General features: G+C 61.6%; 16 protein-coding genes. 7 read left to right on the top strand and 9 right to left on the bottom strand.

What is annotated here, in order from left to right; translation table 11 throughout:
* Positions 1-12: 12 nt before the first annotated feature.
* The 5 genes from CHH27_RS13060 to CHH27_RS13080 all read right to left on the bottom strand — a co-directional run bounded on the left by CHH27_RS13060 (position 13) and on the right by CHH27_RS13080 (position 4,016).
* The gene (locus CHH27_RS13060; RefSeq protein WP_094071977.1) at positions 13-1,095 is read right to left on the bottom strand and encodes an HD-GYP domain-containing protein; all 1,083 of its coding nucleotides are present in this window, start codon (positions 1,093-1,095) and stop codon (positions 13-15) included.
* A gap of 101 nt (positions 1,096-1,196) precedes the next feature.
* Complete coding sequence (locus tag CHH27_RS13065; RefSeq protein WP_094071978.1) at positions 1,197-2,441, bottom strand: CCA tRNA nucleotidyltransferase; 1,245 nt, start codon at positions 2,439-2,441, stop codon at positions 1,197-1,199.
* Between the two features lie 4 nt (positions 2,442-2,445).
* Positions 2,446-2,706: a DUF6111 family protein gene (locus CHH27_RS13070; protein WP_094071979.1), complete on the bottom strand. Its 261-nt coding sequence runs from the start codon at positions 2,704-2,706 to the stop codon at positions 2,446-2,448.
* Complete coding sequence (locus tag CHH27_RS13075; RefSeq protein WP_094074723.1) at positions 2,706-3,353, bottom strand: CoA pyrophosphatase; 648 nt, start codon at positions 3,351-3,353, stop codon at positions 2,706-2,708. Before CHH27_RS13075 ends, CHH27_RS13070 begins: the two co-directional genes overlap by 1 nt.
* A gap of 39 nt (positions 3,354-3,392) precedes the next feature.
* Positions 3,393-4,016 (bottom strand): DUF1285 domain-containing protein, encoded by a 624-nt coding sequence (locus tag CHH27_RS13080; RefSeq protein ID WP_094071980.1) that lies wholly within the window; start codon positions 4,014-4,016, stop codon positions 3,393-3,395.
* Positions 4,017-4,300: 284 nt separating this feature from the next.
* Between CHH27_RS13080 and CHH27_RS13085 the strand changes: the two genes are divergently transcribed.
* From CHH27_RS13085 to CHH27_RS13110, 5 genes are all read left to right on the top strand, one after another.
* Entirely contained in the window at positions 4,301-5,320 is a 1,020-nt protein-coding gene (locus tag CHH27_RS13085; protein ID WP_094071981.1) for a MoxR family ATPase, read from the top strand.
* A 33-nt stretch (positions 5,321-5,353) separates the two neighbouring features.
* Complete coding sequence (locus tag CHH27_RS13090; RefSeq protein WP_094071982.1) at positions 5,354-6,277, top strand: DUF58 domain-containing protein; 924 nt, start codon at positions 5,354-5,356, stop codon at positions 6,275-6,277.
* A 3-nt stretch (positions 6,278-6,280) separates the two neighbouring features.
* The gene (locus tag CHH27_RS13095) at positions 6,281-9,100 is read left to right on the top strand and encodes a DUF4159 domain-containing protein (protein WP_094071983.1); all 2,820 of its coding nucleotides are present in this window, start codon (positions 6,281-6,283) and stop codon (positions 9,098-9,100) included.
* A 16-nt stretch (positions 9,101-9,116) separates the two neighbouring features.
* On the top strand, positions 9,117-11,192 hold the full coding sequence (locus CHH27_RS13100; RefSeq protein WP_094074724.1) for a hypothetical protein: 2,076 nt from the start codon (positions 9,117-9,119) through the stop codon (positions 11,190-11,192).
* 384 nt (positions 11,193-11,576) lie between these two features.
* Positions 11,577-11,918, top strand: a complete 342-nt coding sequence (locus CHH27_RS13110; protein ID WP_157738914.1) for a hypothetical protein — start codon at positions 11,577-11,579, stop codon at positions 11,916-11,918.
* A 34-nt stretch (positions 11,919-11,952) separates the two neighbouring features.
* Here the strand turns inward: CHH27_RS13110 and CHH27_RS13115 are convergent, their stop codons facing one another.
* Both CHH27_RS13115 and CHH27_RS13120 read right to left on the bottom strand, forming a co-directional pair.
* The gene (locus CHH27_RS13115; protein WP_094071986.1) at positions 11,953-12,336 is read right to left on the bottom strand and encodes a hypothetical protein; all 384 of its coding nucleotides are present in this window, start codon (positions 12,334-12,336) and stop codon (positions 11,953-11,955) included.
* A 65-nt stretch (positions 12,337-12,401) separates the two neighbouring features.
* The gene (locus CHH27_RS13120) at positions 12,402-12,902 is read right to left on the bottom strand and encodes a GNAT family N-acetyltransferase (protein WP_094071987.1); all 501 of its coding nucleotides are present in this window, start codon (positions 12,900-12,902) and stop codon (positions 12,402-12,404) included.
* Between the two features lie 380 nt (positions 12,903-13,282).
* On the opposite strand from CHH27_RS13120, the gene CHH27_RS13125 reads away from it, so the two are divergent.
* Positions 13,283-14,257, top strand: coding sequence for a glutathione S-transferase family protein (locus tag CHH27_RS13125; protein WP_094071988.1), 975 nt, complete (start codon positions 13,283-13,285; stop codon positions 14,255-14,257).
* A gap of 24 nt (positions 14,258-14,281) precedes the next feature.
* On the opposite strand, the gene CHH27_RS13130 is transcribed toward CHH27_RS13125, so the two are convergent.
* Entirely contained in the window at positions 14,282-14,767 is a 486-nt protein-coding gene (locus tag CHH27_RS13130) for an NUDIX domain-containing protein (RefSeq protein WP_094071989.1), read from the bottom strand.
* Between the two features lie 548 nt (positions 14,768-15,315).
* On the opposite strand from CHH27_RS13130, the gene CHH27_RS13135 reads away from it, so the two are divergent.
* Positions 15,316-16,239 (top strand): metallophosphoesterase, encoded by a 924-nt coding sequence (locus CHH27_RS13135; RefSeq protein ID WP_094074725.1) that lies wholly within the window; start codon positions 15,316-15,318, stop codon positions 16,237-16,239.
* Between the two features lie 270 nt (positions 16,240-16,509).
* Here CHH27_RS13135 and CHH27_RS13140 read toward each other — a convergent pair whose 3' ends face one another.
* Positions 16,510-17,091, bottom strand: a complete 582-nt coding sequence (locus CHH27_RS13140) for a hypothetical protein (protein WP_094071990.1) — start codon at positions 17,089-17,091, stop codon at positions 16,510-16,512.
* Positions 17,092-17,313: the final 222 nt, after the last annotated feature.

The raw sequence follows: 17,313 nt of genomic DNA on the forward strand, positions 1-17,313 counted from the left end.
GCAGCAAGGCCACTAGGCTCTGCTGATGTCGCCGAAGTCCCGATCGATCACCATGCGCGCAAACTGGTTCAGCATGTCCTGATCCAGTTTCCTGCCCATTTCCTTCATGGTGCCGAGCGCAGCCCGCACCGGCAGACCGTCCTTGTAGGCGCGTGTTTCGGTCAGGGCCGTAAAGATATCGCAGATCGTCATCAGACGGACCTTTGGTGAAATCCGATCGCCCTTGAGACCATCCGGATAGCCCGACCCGTCGAGATATTCATGGTGCTGAATCGCCATCTTCTTGATGTCGAAGGGCACCTCGAGCCTCGGCTTCAAGATGTCCCGGCCAAACTGCGGATGCTTGGCGATGATCTTCCGTTCATCCTCGGTCAGCTTGTCAGCCTTGTCGAGAATGGTAAGCGGGATCCGCATTTTGCCGATATCGTGCAGCAGACCGCCTGCAACGGCTTCCAGGCAGTCGGCCTTGCTCCAGCCGAGATGACCGGCAAACGCACCCGCAAGACCGGCGACCATCAGGGAATGGCAGTAGGTCGGGCTATGATGAGCCTGCACGGCGTCGACCCAGGATGACATGCCGTCGAGTTCAAGAGCGGACAGAACCTCAGCTGCACTTTCATTCAGCAGGTTGATCTGGATCTTCGACCCATCCGCCGTCGACAGCGCAAGACTTTCCAGGAAGGCATTGCCTTTTCGATAGGCTTCCAGGGTCGTCTCCGGAACACTTGCCGGAACGTCTCCCAGAGGGTCGAATTCGACCTTTCCCCTGATCGTGCGCAGGAGCAGCGCCAGCGGCGTCTCCCGCTCCAGCACCTGGGTCTTGCCCAGGGCCGACGCCTGGATGACCTCGCGCCGGTTCTTCCGGTCCACAAGGCAGATCACCGGTATCTCGGCGATGCTCCCCCAGGAATTCTTCAATGCAGTCAGCCCGGCATCGGTCGCATTCAGAAGCTCCACCACGCCAATTCTTGCGTCTCCCACGGTGCGGGGAGAGACCTTGGCCATGTGAACAAGCCGTGCCGGAAAGAAGAAAGGCAGTTTCCTGACCGGGCTTTCAAGCGGAAGCGGACCGTCCGATATCAGAACAATTTCCATTTCCACCCTCGTCTATTACAAGCTCCGCCGAACAAGCCCTTGAAACCGTTCCGCTAACAATATGTCGGTCAAGCTGTGGCGTGTAGCCCCCTAAAAAATGCTTAAGCGTCCTTGTTGGCCTGCGCCAGCAAGGCTTCCCTGTCCAGCAGGAAACGGCTGTCGCGCCATGTCGTCTCGAGCGTCTTCAGAAGATCGCCCAAAGTCGGTCCGGGCGTGTGACCGATCGCAATCAGATCCGCCCCTTTCAGCGGAAATTCCGGTTGGCTGACCTGTCGCAATTGCGCCAGAAACTCTCCAAAATCCTTGTCCTCTGCCGTGCCTTGAGCGCTCAAACCGGCCCAATGCGCGAGCAGACCGTCGATCGCGCCCTGACGTCCGAATTCATAGATCATATCCGCCGCGTCAGGCAGCTGGCCCATTCCACGAAGGCGCTTCAGCCCAGCCCAGGCCGTCCGCATCCGCCCCCGCTCCGCATTGGAGAGCCGAAAGCGGTCGCAGATCCGCTCCAGGTCTTCGCGCACGAACCCGGCAAGCACCACAAGACCCAGTTCAGGATCCAGCACTTCATCGGCAATTGGTTGCAGACGGCGAAGCGCGTCATAATCTTCAACACGCGCCAAGCCGCCGGTCGCGATCTCCCAGAGCCCGCAATCATTCATCATTCTGAGGGCCGGGCCGGCAAGCGGCGCCTTGAGCAGCCGCCGCATTTCGTGACCGATCCGTTCCGCCGACAAATGCCGCAGGCCATCACGCTGCCGCAGGCAGGCACCAAGGCCTTCCGCATCCATGTCACCTGCACCGTAGGCCGCATAGATCCGGAAGAACCGCAAGATACGAAGATAATCTTCCTGCAGCCGCTTGTCCGGATCGCCAATGAAGCGGATGCGGCGCGCCAGGCAATCCTCCAGTCCGCCAAGCGGGTCATGCAAGCTACCGTGGCGGTCGACATAAAGTGCGTTCAAGGTGAAGTCGCGCCGTTCCGCATCCCGGGTCCAGTTCCGGCCAAACACGACCTTGGCCTGGCGACCGAAGGTTTCGACGTCTTCGCGCAACGTGGTGACTTCATAGGGAAATCCGCCGGCAATCACGGTCACCGTTCCATGATCGATGCCTGTGCCGATCGGCTTCAGCCCGGCGGCCAGCGCACGTGCCGTAACGGTTTCCGGCGTCGCGGTCGTGGCAATATCGACATCCGGAACGGGATGATCCAGCAAGGTGTTGCGCACGGCGCCGCCAACAACGCGGGCTTCGTCGCCTTGCTGCTCGATTGCGGAAAAAACCGCCTGAATGCCGTCCGTTCTCAGCCAATCGGCTTGGCTGAGGCGATGAATTGCGTCCGCCGTCATGACCTTATTCGTACCGCCCCGGAACAAATACGCCATCGCGCATCTGCGAGGGAATGTAGTTGGCGCCTTCCGGGCTTCGTGTGAGGGTTGCCATGCTGACCAGACCGGCAATGACCAGCACAAGACCCGTCAGCGTCAGCCAGGCAATTGGCCCTTTCGACCAGCGCTCCGGATGATTGCTTTTCTTGCTCATCCAGAGCCAAAGCGCATAGCCGAAAAAGGGAAGCAGGAACAGAAAAAGATGTGCCAGGAAAACACGAAACATCAGCGATAAACCGTATCGTACAAGGAGCGGATGATTCCCGCGGTGACGCCCCAGATATAGCGCTCACCATAGGGCATTGCATAGAAGTAGCGCCGTTTGCCCTGCCATTTCCGGCTGAGCTTCTGATGGTTCGCAGGATCCATCAGGAAATTGAGCGGCACTTCGAAAACGTCTTCGACTTCGTCCGGATTGGGGCGGAACGCGGTTTCGGTCCGGATCAGGCCGATGATCGGCACCACCCGGTAACCCGACCCGGTCAGATAGGGCGCCAGATGGCCGATAGGCTCGACTGCCGCAGGAGAGAGACCGATTTCCTCATCGGCTTCGCGCAGCGCCGCTTCCACCGGACCGTCATCCGTCGGATCGATCTTTCCACCTGGAAAAGCGACCTGACCGGCGTGAGAATTCAGGTGCCCCGTCCGCTGTGTCAGCACCACATTCGGTCCGTCCCCGCGTTCCAGCAGGCCGATCAGCACCGCTGCATCGCGCGGCGGACCGTCCCATTTTGCGTAAGGGCCGAGGTCCGGATTGAGAATATGGTCGCCGGTTTCCCTGACGCCGTCACCGGCTTTTTCCAGCGCGGTCGCCTCAGACAGCCGGGTTCTAAGGCCATCAATCCAGGCGCGGGTGTCAAAGCTGTCAGTCATGAGCGGAACAGTCATGCAGCCGGGCCAACCGATCCAGTGTCAATTGTCATGCACATCCTCCGGATTGGCCAGAAGATCCGGACCAACCGCAAAAAAGCGACCACCGCTCCAGATCCCCATTTCAACCCCGCTATCGGTGTCCCGTTCTTCCATCAGCTCGGCCAGCTGATACATCAGCGCCCGTGTGAACAGCGCTTCGAGCCGGCCTCTGACATGAACATAGGGTTTCAATCCGCCGCTGTCCGGTTCTTTTTCAAACCGGATCGGGTGATCGGCACCGGCGGTCACGGCATCTCCCAGATTGGTCCGCAGGGTGAGTACCTGGCTGGACGCCGATCCTTCCACCGCCATCTCGACCGCCAACAGCGGCGCGTCTTCCACCGTGATGCCGATTTTTTCAACCGGCGTGACCAGGTAGTGTTTGCCATCTTCATCCCGGCGCAGCACGGAGGCAAAGAGCTTGACCAGTGGCAGGCGCCCGATCGGGGACCCCAGATAGAACCAGGTCCCGTCCCGCGCGATGCGAATGTCCAGGTCACCGCAAAAGGGCGGGTTCCATTTTTCGACCGGCGGCGGTGCCTTGCCACTCGCATCCGCACGGCTCATCAGGGCCTGAAGCCCCGCCGGCATGGTCTTTGTTTCAGTTGCGGTTTTTTCCGCCATGTCCTCGCTCACCCCTGCCCGTCGCCTGACCGGACCACCCGGATTTTTACCAAGCCCCGTCCCTTCACGATCATTTGCCTTCCGCCGCTGTCCAGAGGATGCAAGACCTTTTCCCCAAGGCATGGAAAGAATCTTGGACCTTTCCACTGTATGGCGCACAATTGCGCCTTATCTACTGATTTATATGGTGTCAGACTGCAAGAGTCGCAGCAACCACGGTGACAGGCACAGCGTCCGTTATTTGGGTCTGACAGCCGGTTAGAACAATACGCGAAAGGTGATTCATGAGCGTTGTTTCCCCCTCCAGCCCCAGCGAAGAAGACCTTGCCGCCGTTGCTGAAAGCGCCGAACGCGCCGTTGCCCGCATCTCGGATGCCAAGACCGACATCGCCCAGATCATCTTCGGTCAGGAGACCGTCGTCGAGCAATCGCTCGTGACCATTCTGGCCGGCGGTCACGGATTGCTGGTCGGCGTGCCCGGCCTCGCCAAGACCAAGCTGGTGGAAACCCTCGGTACCGTTCTCGGCCTCGATGCCCGGCGCATTCAGTTCACGCCGGACCTGATGCCCTCCGACATTCTCGGCGCGGAAGTGATGGAGCAGAGCAGCGACGGCGGCCGCTCCTTCCGTTTCATTCCGGGGCCGGTGTTCTCGCAGCTGCTCATGGCCGACGAGATCAACCGGGCCAGCCCGCGCACCCAGTCGGCACTTCTGCAAGCGATGCAGGAGTACCACGTCACGGTGGCCGGACACCCGCATGACCTGCCACGTCCGTTTCACGTGCTGGCCACACAGAACCCGCTGGAACAGGAAGGCACCTACCCGCTGCCGGAAGCCCAGCTTGACCGGTTCCTGATGCAGATCGACGTGCATTACCCGGACCTGGAAGCCGAGCGCCGCATCCTCCTGGAAACCACCGGTGCCGACCAGGCCGTGGCGCAGGTGGCCATGTCGGCGAGTGAACTCATGGACTACCAGCAACTTGTCCGGCGCATGCCCGTTGGTGAATCCGTCGTGGAAGCGATCCTGAAACTGGTGCGTTCTGCAAGGCCGGATGAAGGCGGCGCCTCTTCCGATATCACCAAGCTGATTGCCTGGGGCCCCGGCCCCCGCGCCAGCCAGGCACTGATGCTGACCGTACGCGCCCGCGCGCTGGTCGATGGCCGCCTGGCGCCGTCGGTCGACGATGTTCTGGCACTGGCCGAACCGGTTCTGCAGCACCGCATGGCGCTGACCTTTGCCGCCCGCGCCGACGGTCATACGGTCCGTGATGTCATTCGCCGCGTGAAAGAACAGATCACCTAAGTCACAAACAGGCAACGTCAGGAGCCCGAGAGCATGGATCCCAGCAGCGCACAGTCCGGTATCGACCCGCAGACCTGGCCGAATGTCATCGGCGAGGCGCGCTCGGTCGCCGATGCGCTGCCGGATCTCCTGGTCGAGGCCAGTCACGTCGCCAGTTCGATCATTGCCGGCTGGCACGGCCGGCGGCGCGCCGGCCCCGGCGAGAGCTTCTGGCAATTCAGGCCGTTCTACATGGGCGAACCGGCCAAGCGCATCGACTGGCGCCGCTCTGCCCGGGACGACCACCTTTATGTGCGCGAACGCGAATGGGAAGCGGCCCACACGGTCTGGCTCTGGGCCGACCTCTCGCCCTCCATGGTGTTCCGTTCGCGGCTGGCGGAGGTCAGCAAGCGGGACCGGTCTATCGTGCTCATGCTGGCCCTGGCCGACATGCTGGCGGAAACCGGTGAACGCATCGGCCTGCCCGGCCTGACCCGGCCGTTCTCGGACCGGCGGGCGGCAGAACGCCTTGCCGACGCGCTGACCCACCTGTCGCGGCCGATCGCCCTGCCGGACACAACGGCCGTACAACGTTTTGCCGATGTGGTGCTGGTGTCGGATTTCCTGGACCCGCTCGAAGACATCGCCGAATGGCTGTCGCGTGTCGCCAGCACCGGTGCCCGCGGACACCTGGTTCAGGTGCTCGACCCGATTGAAGAGACCTTTCCCTTCGATGGACGTGTGGAATTCACCGATCCGGAACTTGGCGTGCGCCTGACCGCGGGACGCGCCGAAAAATGGCGCGAGGATTACCAGACCAGGTTGGAAGCCCACCGTGCGGAACTGCGCGACATGGCCCGCAAGGCAGGTTGGACCTATGTCCTTCATCACACGGACAGACCGGCCTCCGAACCATTGCTGGTCCTGCACAGCGCCCTCTCCGGCGCCCTTGATGTGATGCAGCAGGGAGGCGCCTGACCCGTGTTTGCCGGCCTTCCCCTGACCTTTACAGCACCGTGGATCCTCACTGCTCTAGCGCTTTTGCCGGTGATCTGGTGGCTGCTGCGTCTCACGCCGCCCCGGCCGCGTGAAATCCAGTTTCCGCCGACCCGGCTGCTGCTCGATATCGACCAGCATGAAGAAACCCCGCAGCGGAGCCCCTGGTGGCTGACGCTCTTGCGGCTTCTGCTGGCCGCCATTCTGATCTTCGCCCTGGCAGGCCCGGTCTGGCGCTCGGCCGAACCGCTCGAGACCGGCGACGGCGTGCTTTGGGTTCTGGTCGACAATGGCTGGACATCCGCCAGGAGCTGGGACACTCAGGTTGGCGCCGCCGAACGCATCCTGACAGCTGCGGAACAGGAGGGCCAACCGTTGCTCTTCGCCGCCACCGCGGAAGGCCCGGGCCAGAATTTTGCGCCGGAAAGCGCGACAACCGCACTGGACAAACTGCGCGCTCTCGAACCGAGACCCTATCCGCCGCTGCGCGCCGAACTCAGCCTTGGCCTGCGCAAGGCCGCACAGGCCACGCCGCCGTCCGCGATCATCTGGCTGTCTGACGGCACCAACACCAGCGGCTCCTTTGTCGACGACCTCGCCGACATTGTCGGCCAGGTGCCGATCACCGTCTTCACCGGTCTCGACACGCCCATGGGGTTGAAGGACCTGAACAACGACACCGATGCGCTGACCTTGAAAGTCGCACGGCATCCTGATCAGAAACTCGGCGCAGCAACCGTACGCGCCCTTGATCTGAAAGGACTGGTCCTTGGCGAAGTGCAGGTCAATTTCGACAGCGGTGCGACGGAAACCGAAGCCCGGTTCGAACTGCCGAGCGAATTGCGCAACGACATAGCCCGCGTCGAAATTGCCGGTGAGGCCGCCGCCGGGGCCGTGCAGCTGGTGGATGACAGCTGGCGCCGCCGGACCGTCGGCCTGATTTCCGGACAGTCCGGCGATCTCGACCAGCCGCTGCTGTCACCGGTCTACTATCTTGAACGTGCGCTGCTGCCCTTTTCCGACATTCGCCGCCCCCGGGTCAGCGACATTGACGAGGCCGTTCCCGCGCTGATCGACCAGGGCATCTCCGTGCTGGTTCTGGCCGATGTCGGCCGCCTGCCGGACACCACGGAAGCCACCTTGCGCGAGTGGGTCGAAAACGGCGGCATGCTGGTGCGCTTCGCGGGCCCCCGCACCGCGGGCGGCAGCGATGCACTGATCCCTGTGCGTCTCAGAGCCGGCGACCGGTCGCTCGGCGGATCGCTCAGCTGGAAACAGCCGCAGCACCTGGCTGATTTTCCGGAAGGCTCGCCCTTTGCCGGGTTGAAAGTGCCTGAAGAAGTGACCGTGACCCGTCAGGTCCTCGCCGAACCGACCTCCGACCTGCCGGAGCGCACCTGGGCCATGCTGGAGGACGGCACGCCTCTGGTGACCGCTGCGCCGATCGGAGCCGGATCCGTGGTGCTGTTTCACGTCACGGCCGATTCCGCCTGGTCCAACCTGCCGCTGTCCGGTGTTTTCCTGAACATGTTGCGCCGGATCCTGTCCGTTTCCAATGTGGTTGCCGCCTCGGAGACCGCAGAGGACGGAACACAATCCAGCAGCGTCCTGCCGCCCCTCAGACTGCTGGACGGGTTCGGCCGGTTCGGTCCGCCGCCTGTCGAGGTCACACCTGTCAGCGCCGCCGACTTCCAGCGGGCCGATGCCAGCCGCCGCACACCGCCCGGTCTCTATGGCACTGAGGACGGGTTCCGCGCGCTCAACCTGATGAAAAGGGAAGACGAACTGGCCCCGCTCGACCTGTCGGTCTTTGGGGAAAGCCTTGCGGAAGCTCCCTATCCGACCACGGACCCGCTGGACCTCAGAGCCGTCTTCTTCACCCTTGCGTTCCTGTTGATGGTGGTCGATGCGATTGCCGTGTTCCTGCTTGCCGGCGGCCTCAGCCGCATCGGCATGCGGAGCCGGCATATCAACGCGGCCTTTGCCCTCCTGCTCGGCTCGGTGCTTCTGGTGAGCCTCGGCGCCGATCGGGCATTCGCACAATCGACGAACAGCGAATTGCAGGCGCTTGAATCGACGCTGGACACCAGGCTCGCCTATGTCCTGACCGGAAATCCGGAAATCGACGATGCCAGTGCGGCGGGCCTGTCGGGCCTCTCCCAGTTTCTGGCCGAGCGCACAGCACTTGAGCCGGGTGCGCCGAGCGCCGTCGACATCGCCCGCGATGAACTGGCCTTCTATTCCCTGCTCTACTGGCCGATCGATCCCGCGATGGACAAACCTGGCGATCAGACCATTGCCCGCATCGACACCTTCATGCGCAATGGCGGCACCATCCTGTTCGACACGCGCGATCACATCAACGCCTCGGCCACCGGCTTCGGCTCGACGCCGGCAACCTTGAAACTGCGCGAGATCCTGGAGGATCTGGATGTGCCGCCGCTTGAGCCGGTGCCGCCCGATCATGTCCTTACAAAGGCTTTCTACCTGCTGGACACCTTCCCCGGGCGCTATGCCACCAGCCCGCTTTGGGTTGAGAGCCTGGAAGAAATCGCCGCGCGCGGCGACAGGCCCGTGCGCGCGGGCGACGGTGTGTCGCCAATCCTGATCACCGGCAATGATTTCGCCGCGGCCTGGGCGATCACCGAAACCGGCGAATTCATGTTCCCGACAGTTCCGAACAACCCGATCCAGAGGGATTACGCCTTCCGTTCAGGCGTCAACATCGTCATGTACAGCCTGACCGGCAACTACAAGGCCGATCAGGTCCACATTCCTGCCCTGCTCGAACGGCTTGGCCAATGAGACAGATGGAGCGCTGATGGTCTGGTCCCTTTCCTTCGACCCGCTACTGCCTCTTTGGGCCCTGATCACCGGAGCCGTCATCACGCTGCTTCTGACCGGCCTGTCCGGCTATCTGAACCTGCGCGGCTGGCTGCTCAGGGCCTTTACCATGGCGCTTCTGGTGTTGGCGCTGTCCAATCCCGCCATTGAACGCGAGGACCGGGAGCCACTTTCCAGCGTGGTCGCTGTCGTGGTCGACAAGAGCCAGAGCCAGCGTCTCGACGGCCGCGCGGAAACCACCGACGAAACGGCTGCGGAAATCCAGCGGCGGATCGAGGCCCTGCCCGGGTTCGACCTGCGTGTGCTGGAAGCGCGCAATTCGGGTTCGGGCGACGGCACGCAGGTATTTCAGACCCTTTCCAACGGTCTGGCCGATGTGCCTCCTGAGCGCGTCGGCGGTGCGATCATCATCACTGACGGCCAGATCCACGATATTCCAGAAACCGCAGGCGCCCTCGGTTTCGATGCCCCGGTGCACGGTCTGATCACCGGCCGGGTGCAGGAGCGCGACCGGCGCATCGTCCTGGACAAGGCCCCGCGCTTCGGCCTGGTTGGCTCCGAACAGACCGTCAGCCTGACCGTTGTCGACCAGGGCCAGGGCACCGGCCCCGGTGACCAGGTGCGCCTGACCGTCAAACGCGACGGCTCCGTCATTACCGAACGCATGGCCACCACGGGTGCCAAGATCGACATTCCGGTCGAGATTGCCCATGGCGGCGACAACATCTTCGAATTCGACGCCGAACCGCTCGAGGGTGAGCTGACCACACTGAACAACCGGGCTGTCGTCACCATTGACGGCATACGTGAAAACCTGCGCGTATTGCTGGTCTCCGGCTCCCCGCATGCAGGCGAGCGCACCTGGCGCAACCTGCTCAAGTCGGATGCCTCGGTCGACCTGGTCCACTTCACCATTCTACGCCCGCCTGAAAAACAGGATGGCACGCCGATCAATCAGCTGTCCCTGATCGCCTTCCCGACACGCGAGCTGTTTTCGGTCAAGATCGACGAGTTCGACCTGATCATTTTCGACCGCTATGTCCGCCGCGGTGTATTGCCTATGCTCTATTTCGACAACATCGCCCGCTATGTGCGCGATGGTGGAGCAGTGCTGCTGGCGGGTGGGCCAGATTATGCCGAAGGTGGCAGCCTCTACCGGACACCGCTGGCACCGATCCTGCCCGCACGGCCAACCGGAACCATTCTGGAACAGCCCTTCCATGCAACGCTCGCCAATCTCGGCGAACGCCATCCGGTCACACGCGGCCTGCCGGGCTCCGAACAGGACCCGCCCGCCTGGAGCCGCTGGTTCCGCGCCGTCGACACCGAACTCGATGCCGGCCAGACCCTGATGTCGGGTCCGAGCGATACGCCGCTGCTGGTTCTGAACCGGGAAGGCGAAGGCCGTGTGGCGATGCTTCTGTCCGATCATGTCTGGCTTTGGGCGCGCGGCTTTGAAGGCGGCGGCCCGCATGTGCCCCTGTTGCGCCGGCTGGCCCACTGGCTGATGCAGGAACCGGATCTGGAGGAAGAAGCACTCAACGTTTCCCTGCGGGGTCCGGAACTGGTCATTGAACGCCAGACCCTCGGCGAAACCATCGACAACGTCACCGTGGTGTCCCCCACAGGCGACAGCACGGACGTCGCGCTGACCGAACAGGAACCGGGCCTCTGGCGCGGCGGTCTTCCCGTCACCGAGACAGGGCTGTTTGCCATCTCGGAGGGCGACATGAATGCGCTTATTCATGTCGGCCCGCAGAACCCGCGGGAATACACCGACGTCCTGTCCTCGACGGAACCGCTGGCGCCACTGACCAAGGCCACCGGAGGCGCGTCGGAGCGTCTGCGGGACATTGGCGGCGATCTCAACGCGCCGCGGGTCGTCTCCATGCGCGAATCGGCCAATTATGCCGGCAATGGCTGGATAGGTCTGAAGGCGACTGAAGCCAGCGTCCTCAACGGCATTGACCGTTATCCGCTGATGATCGGCCTGTTCGGCCTTGCGCTCCTGCTCGGTGCCCTGTCACTGACCTGGTATCGCGAAGGGCGCTGACACGCTGACAAAACGAAGAAGCGAGTTACCGCATGAGTGGGCCCGTTCCGACAGATGCTGCGCAAGAACAGGAAAAAGGACGCGTTGCTCTCTGGCTGGACCCTGAAGACATGGCCTGGCTGTCGAGGATTTGCCGTTGTCCGGCAGACGCGTCGGAGAGCGAAAAGGAAAGATGCGCCCGTGTCCGGTTTCGGGCAAGAGCCGCCTTGCACAAGGCAGGACTAAGAGACTGATCCGCAGCCTGTTCCCAATCGAAGGCCCCTGCCACAATGCTCCGGATGGTTGAGGTACCCCCGTGCAGGCAACGGTGTTATTCGCTGATGATCGGCCTCTTCGGCTTCACGCTCCTGACCGGTGCACCGTCACTGAGGAGGGTCTGGATCGATGAAAACCAGGGACGAGAGCTCACGAGTGACGAAAGTGTGTTTTGACGAATTGAAGGCGCATTGGTTCTGGCGACCGATCAACAACTGTCCCGGGCGTTTCGTACTTGTCAACGAAGACCCCTGCCTTCCTCTGGTCAAACTGGTGCCAAATATCGACGAGGCAACCGATCACGAAATAGACGGGAATCGCGACAAAGTGGTCGTGCTTCCGATCGAAGGCGGGGGACTGATCAGCTATATCCGAAGCAATGGAACGGTCTTGCATACCCTGAATACCGATGCCGGCTTTATGAGAAAACTGGCTCAACTTGGCATCGAAGGCGGGAAGCCTCCGGGATAACTCGCATTTGAGCCCAGGTTAAGCTGCTGTCCGCCTAGTTTGGCTCCGTTGAAACGCGGACCCTTGTTTCCTCGTTTTCCTCGCAAAACACGACGTCTGGGCCGTCCTGAAACCGAAGCCTAAACGCACCGCCTCTCATCTCGGCTGCCACAATCGTCTTGCCCTTGAGAGGATAGGTGTCTTCCAGACGAATGAAGGTTTCTCCGTCTTCAAGCTCTTCGGACGTATCCCCTTGCCGGAATTCGTCCAGGAACAGTAATCCGGCGTCGAGAAAGCCGCGCAAGAAGTGGGTCTTCGTCTCTATCAGGAAAATGAGAACCTCGTCGCTTTCTGCAACACACAAAACCCGCAAGCTCCGGCAGGCCTGGCCGAGCAACTCCCGGACTTCGGTTTCCTCGTGCTGACGTGTTGAAAACATGGTTCTTTTGCTGCCTGTTCGGCAGGTTCTCTTCTTGCAGGCTGCGCGCTTCCGGCCAGCTCGGCTTAACCGCCAAGTTCTCCATGCACCGCACCGCTTGGCATGTCACCGTCATTCAGCAGCGCCACCAGGAGCCGTGCAGGGTCGACCGGGCCGGGCAGCGTGATCCGGCCAGGAGGCACTTGCTGGAAACCGAAAGGGCTGTAATAGGGTGCATCACCGACCAGAAGCACGACCGTGTCGCCTGCTGCGGCCGCGGCTTCCATGGCGGTGCGCATCAGCGCCTTGCCGAGGCCGCGGTTCTTGAACTCCGGTGACACGGTCAACGGCCCGAGCAGAAGGGCGTCAGCCTCGCCAATCCGGATCGGTGTCAGACGGATGGATCCGGCAACACATTCGCCGGACAAGCCAACAAAGGACAGGTCGGCCCGGTGAGGCACGTTTTCCCGCACCCTGAAGGCTGTACGCGCAAAACGGCCAGGCCCGAAGGCTTCCGCCTGCAGGGTTTCAATCGCCTCGTTGTCGGCAGTTTCTTCGGACCGGATGACCCACATCGTCTGTTTCATAATTCGAGTTCCAGCAAGCAGCTTTTTTAAAACGCGCCTGCCGGTTGGCCCGGATGAAAGGATCAGAAGGTTCCGGGATCAGGTCAGCCGCGACGGTGCGAACGAGAAAAATCTCGTCGGCTGGTTCGTCGTCGGAGTGTCAGACCTGCGGTCATGGATCCCAGTCTCGTCATGTGCCGGCGCGATCCGCCGGCAACTTCTCAAGTGACGAAAGCGGTTAGCACGCATTGCCGCGCCGGGTCCAGCGCTTTTTTGGCTGTTTCCAGGTTGGCCTCGATTGTTCACGGATCAGCAACAGTGCATTCAGTTGATTGAAATGGCGCGTTCCCGCACAACCTAACCAACGAACGCAGCACAGCAATTCAGCAAGGGAGTGCATCATGGGACTGCTCGTCGACGGTGTCTGGAAAGACCAGTGGTATGACACGAAATCCACCGGTGGCCGGTTTGTCCGCAAGGATGCCGCATTTCGCAACTGGATCACCGCGGACGGTTCCGCCGGACCGACTGGCAAGGATGGTTTCAAGGCCGAGGCAGGACGCTATCACCTGTTCGTTTCCTATGCCTGTCCCTGGGCCCACCGCACAATGATCTTCCGCAAGCTGAAGGGGCTGGAAGACAAGATCTCCCTCTCCGCGGTTCAGCCCTTGATGCTGGAAAACGGTTGGGAGTTCGCCGAGGCAGAGCCGCTTGTGGGGGCAAAATACGCCTGGCATCTCTATGCCAAGGCCGACCCGCACTATACCGGACGGGCAACCGTGCCGGTCCTCTGGGACAAGAAACAGAACACGATTGTCAGCAATGAATCGTCTGAAATCATTCGTATGTTCAACTCCGCCTTTGACGGTCTGACCGGTTCGACGCTCGACTTCTATCCGCAAGAGCTTCGCGCTGACATCGACGCCATCAACGAGCGCGTCTATCACACGGTGAACAACGGTGTTTACAAGTCCGGCTTCGCCACCAGCCAGGAAGCCTATGAAGACGCGGTCACCGCGCTTTTCGAGACCCTTGACGACCTTGAAGACCGGCTCTCCGGCCAGCGCTACCTTGTCGGCGACCGCCTGACGGAAGCCGACTGGCGCCTGTTCACGACGTTGGTGCGTTTTGATCCGGTCTATGTCGGCCACTTCAAGTGCAACATCCGCCGGATCGAGGACTACCCGAACCTCTCCAATTACCTGCGGGAGCTCTTTCAGGTGCGGGGTGTTGCCGAAACGGTCAATATGAAGACCATCAAGGAGCACTATTACGGCTCTCATGAAAGTGTGAACCCGACCAGGATCGTACCGGTTGGCCCGGACCTCGACCTGACCACACCGCATAACCGGGACCGGTTCAAGGCCGCTGCCTGATCGCCGCTGTTGCCGCTGTTGCCGCTACCAGCGGCTGGAATCCAACAATGTACCTGCGCGGAACTCTTTGAGCCGCCGCGCAGTTGCCTTTGAAAGCCCCGGAGGCAGTTCCTCCTGCGAAAAAAACCGTGCCTCGACAATCTCCGTGTTTGGCGCCAGGAAGGTCTCTGCCTGCTGCCAGTTCGCCAGGTGAAACAGGCCGACATGATCGCGCCGGGTGCCACCGGTATGAAGATAGATGTTGAGCAGTTGCGGATCTTCGGTCGCCGTGACCCCGGTTTCCTCAAAAACCTCTCGCCTCGCAGCCTCCGCCAGCGTCTCCTCCCGTTCGACCCCGCCGCCCGGCAAATACCAGCCATCGAGATAGCTGTGCCGCACCAGCAGCACACCGCCGGTCTCGTCTTCCACGATGACCCGCACCTCCAGCGTATAGGAGTTGCGCAACAGGCCGACCTGCTGGATCAGGCGAATGGTCCAGCTCGTGGGAAGAAAGGAAAGCAGTTTCAGCATGTTCGGGTCCGTGTTTCGGGCGGGATAACAGACACAACCAACGGGAAAGGCTTTGTTAACCCATGCAATTGCTGCAATGCAGCTCACTCAGAATAACGCTCCTCCTTCGAGAGAAGGTTGCCTATATATCGGGCAACAAGATGATTTCGAAGGCAGTTCTCCCGACTGCCTGATGTCCGAAGGAAAAGACCAATGTTGAACGCACTGTTTGGAAAACGCCGCCGCAACCGCAACCACTACCAGTGGAAGCCTGCCGTTGACCTCACCAACCCGCGCGTTGTCGCAACCCTGACCACCTTCCCGACCAACTAAGGTCGGACGGGGAACTGAACGGAGACACAAGATGTTCGGTTTTGTGAATGTTGTGAACGCGACGCTGCGCGAGACCACGCGCTCCGCTGACACCAGCGCTCAAAAAGCTCCGAAGGCCGCCAAGTCGGCCAAACCGGGCAAATAAGCCGGACCACCGGTTTCCGGTTCAGTCCAAGATCAATGGCGCCGCGTCATTTCTCCTTGACGCGGCGCCTTTCGTTTTGAAGATGCGCCACATGTTCACGCTTGCGCATCTCTCCGACCCTCATCTTGGTCCCCTGCCCGATCCGAAACTGCTGCAGCTCTTTTCCAAGCGCCTGCTCGGTTACCTGAACTGGCAGCGGAACCGCTCAAAGATCATGGGGGCCAATTACCTGGATCAGCTGGTCGAGGACATGAAGGCGAAGGCGCCCGACCACATCGCGGTCACGGGCGATCTGGTCAACATCGCCCTGCCACTTGAAATCACAGGCGCACGCGACTGGCTGGAAGAGGTCGGAGACCCGGACGACGTCTCCGTTGTTCCCGGCAACCACGACGCTTATGTACCCGGCGCCGTGCGCCGCGCCCGGGCTGCCTGGTGGCCCTATATGTGCGGCGACGATGCCGCGGACGCCCCGGCCGTCGGCACCAGGTCGGAAGCCACCTTTCCCTATGTCCGCAAACGTGGCGACATCGCGCTGATCGGCGTCACCACGGGGCGTGCCAGCGGTCCCTGGTTCGCGACCGGCCGGGTCGGCAGCGCGCAGAGCAAACGCCTCAGGGCCATTCTGGAAGAGCTCGGCAAGGAAGGCTGTTTCCGGGTTGTCATGTTGCATCACCCGCCTTTCCGGAAAGCCACCGGCTGGCACAAGCGCCTGTCGGACGCCTCGCGCGTGCGCGCCGTCATCAAGCGTGCCGGCGCGGAACTGATCCTGCACGGGCATACCCATATCGACAGTTTCGAGACAATCGAGGGACCGGACGGCCCCGTTCCGGTGGTCGGCGTGCCTTCCGCGACAAGTGCACCGGGCGGCAAAAAACCGGCAGCACGCTACAATCTGTTCAAAATCGAAAGGACCAACGAAGGCTGGACCTGCCGCATGGAGGAACACGGCTTCGATGCGCCGAACGCGCCGGTGAAGCTCTTGGTAGAGCGGGACGTCGCGGTTCCGGCGTGAAGGATATGGCTTAGTTACGCCTTCCCCACCCCCCGCATCTTCTGAGGTGTCATCCCCGCGAAAGCGGGGACCCAGGTGTCCCTGTATTTGCCTGTTGCCTCAGACCGTCGGCACGGCGTATTTTTTTCGCCAATACCTGCCACAGCGTCAAACCGGGATCAGCTGCTACAAGTTTGAACGAGCAACATCACGTCGGCTCAGGCAGGTCACCGCTTCCTGGTACCAGGTTTTCGCTGGGTTGACACAGAATTCAGGACGATCGGTAGCAATTCAAAGCGGATTGGCGAACCAGGCAAAGGCCACCAGGCCGACCACACCGGCAGCGATGCCGATGCCAAAAGCGCCGGCAACGGCAAGCCAGGGCGTCCGGCTTTCCTTGACGCGCACCACCTGGCTGTCAATCGCCACCTGGCGCAGCCGGTTGTTGAGCCAGTCGCCTTCCAGCGCCTTTTCCCGCTCCAGCACCCGCTCGGCGATATATTCGGTCAGGCAGTCGGCCATGTCGTCGATATTGGCGGTCTCCAGAATGACCACCCGGCCGAGACGCGTGTCCTTCAGGAACCGGTAGGTCCGCCGGTCGCCGCCGACCACCACGTGGCTGGTGGCGTCAATCCAGAGCCGGGGCGTCGAACCGGAAATGATCTGCAGCGAAAACTGGTCGTCGTCCTGGGGGATTTCCTTGAAGACGTCTTTCAGTTCGTCCGCGAGCATGTCGAGGCGCGCCCGCTCGGTATCCTGCAGTTCCACCACCACATCCGAGCGCTCGACCTCGCCAAGCTGCACCTTGCGGATTGCGTCCCGCAGGGAGCGCATGCGGGTGTGGGGGACAACGTTATCCTGCATTTCAGACATGGGGTGCCTGACTCCGTTTTACTCTTGGTCAATAGAATCTTAACTGACTCTTACCGGGACGGAACAGCCGCAGGCCTTTTCCCTGCACGCTATCCACCGGGTATCCGAACATGGTTAACAAAGATTAAGACATTTTTTGACCCGAAGCCAGCAAGCCACCATTGGCCCGCCCCCTGATCATGGGTTATGCAAAGACAAATCGGATATTCCGGGGAGCGTGAA

The organism is Labrenzia sp. VG12 (assembly GCF_002237595.1).
GTDB lineage: Bacteria > Pseudomonadota > Alphaproteobacteria > Rhizobiales > Stappiaceae > Roseibium.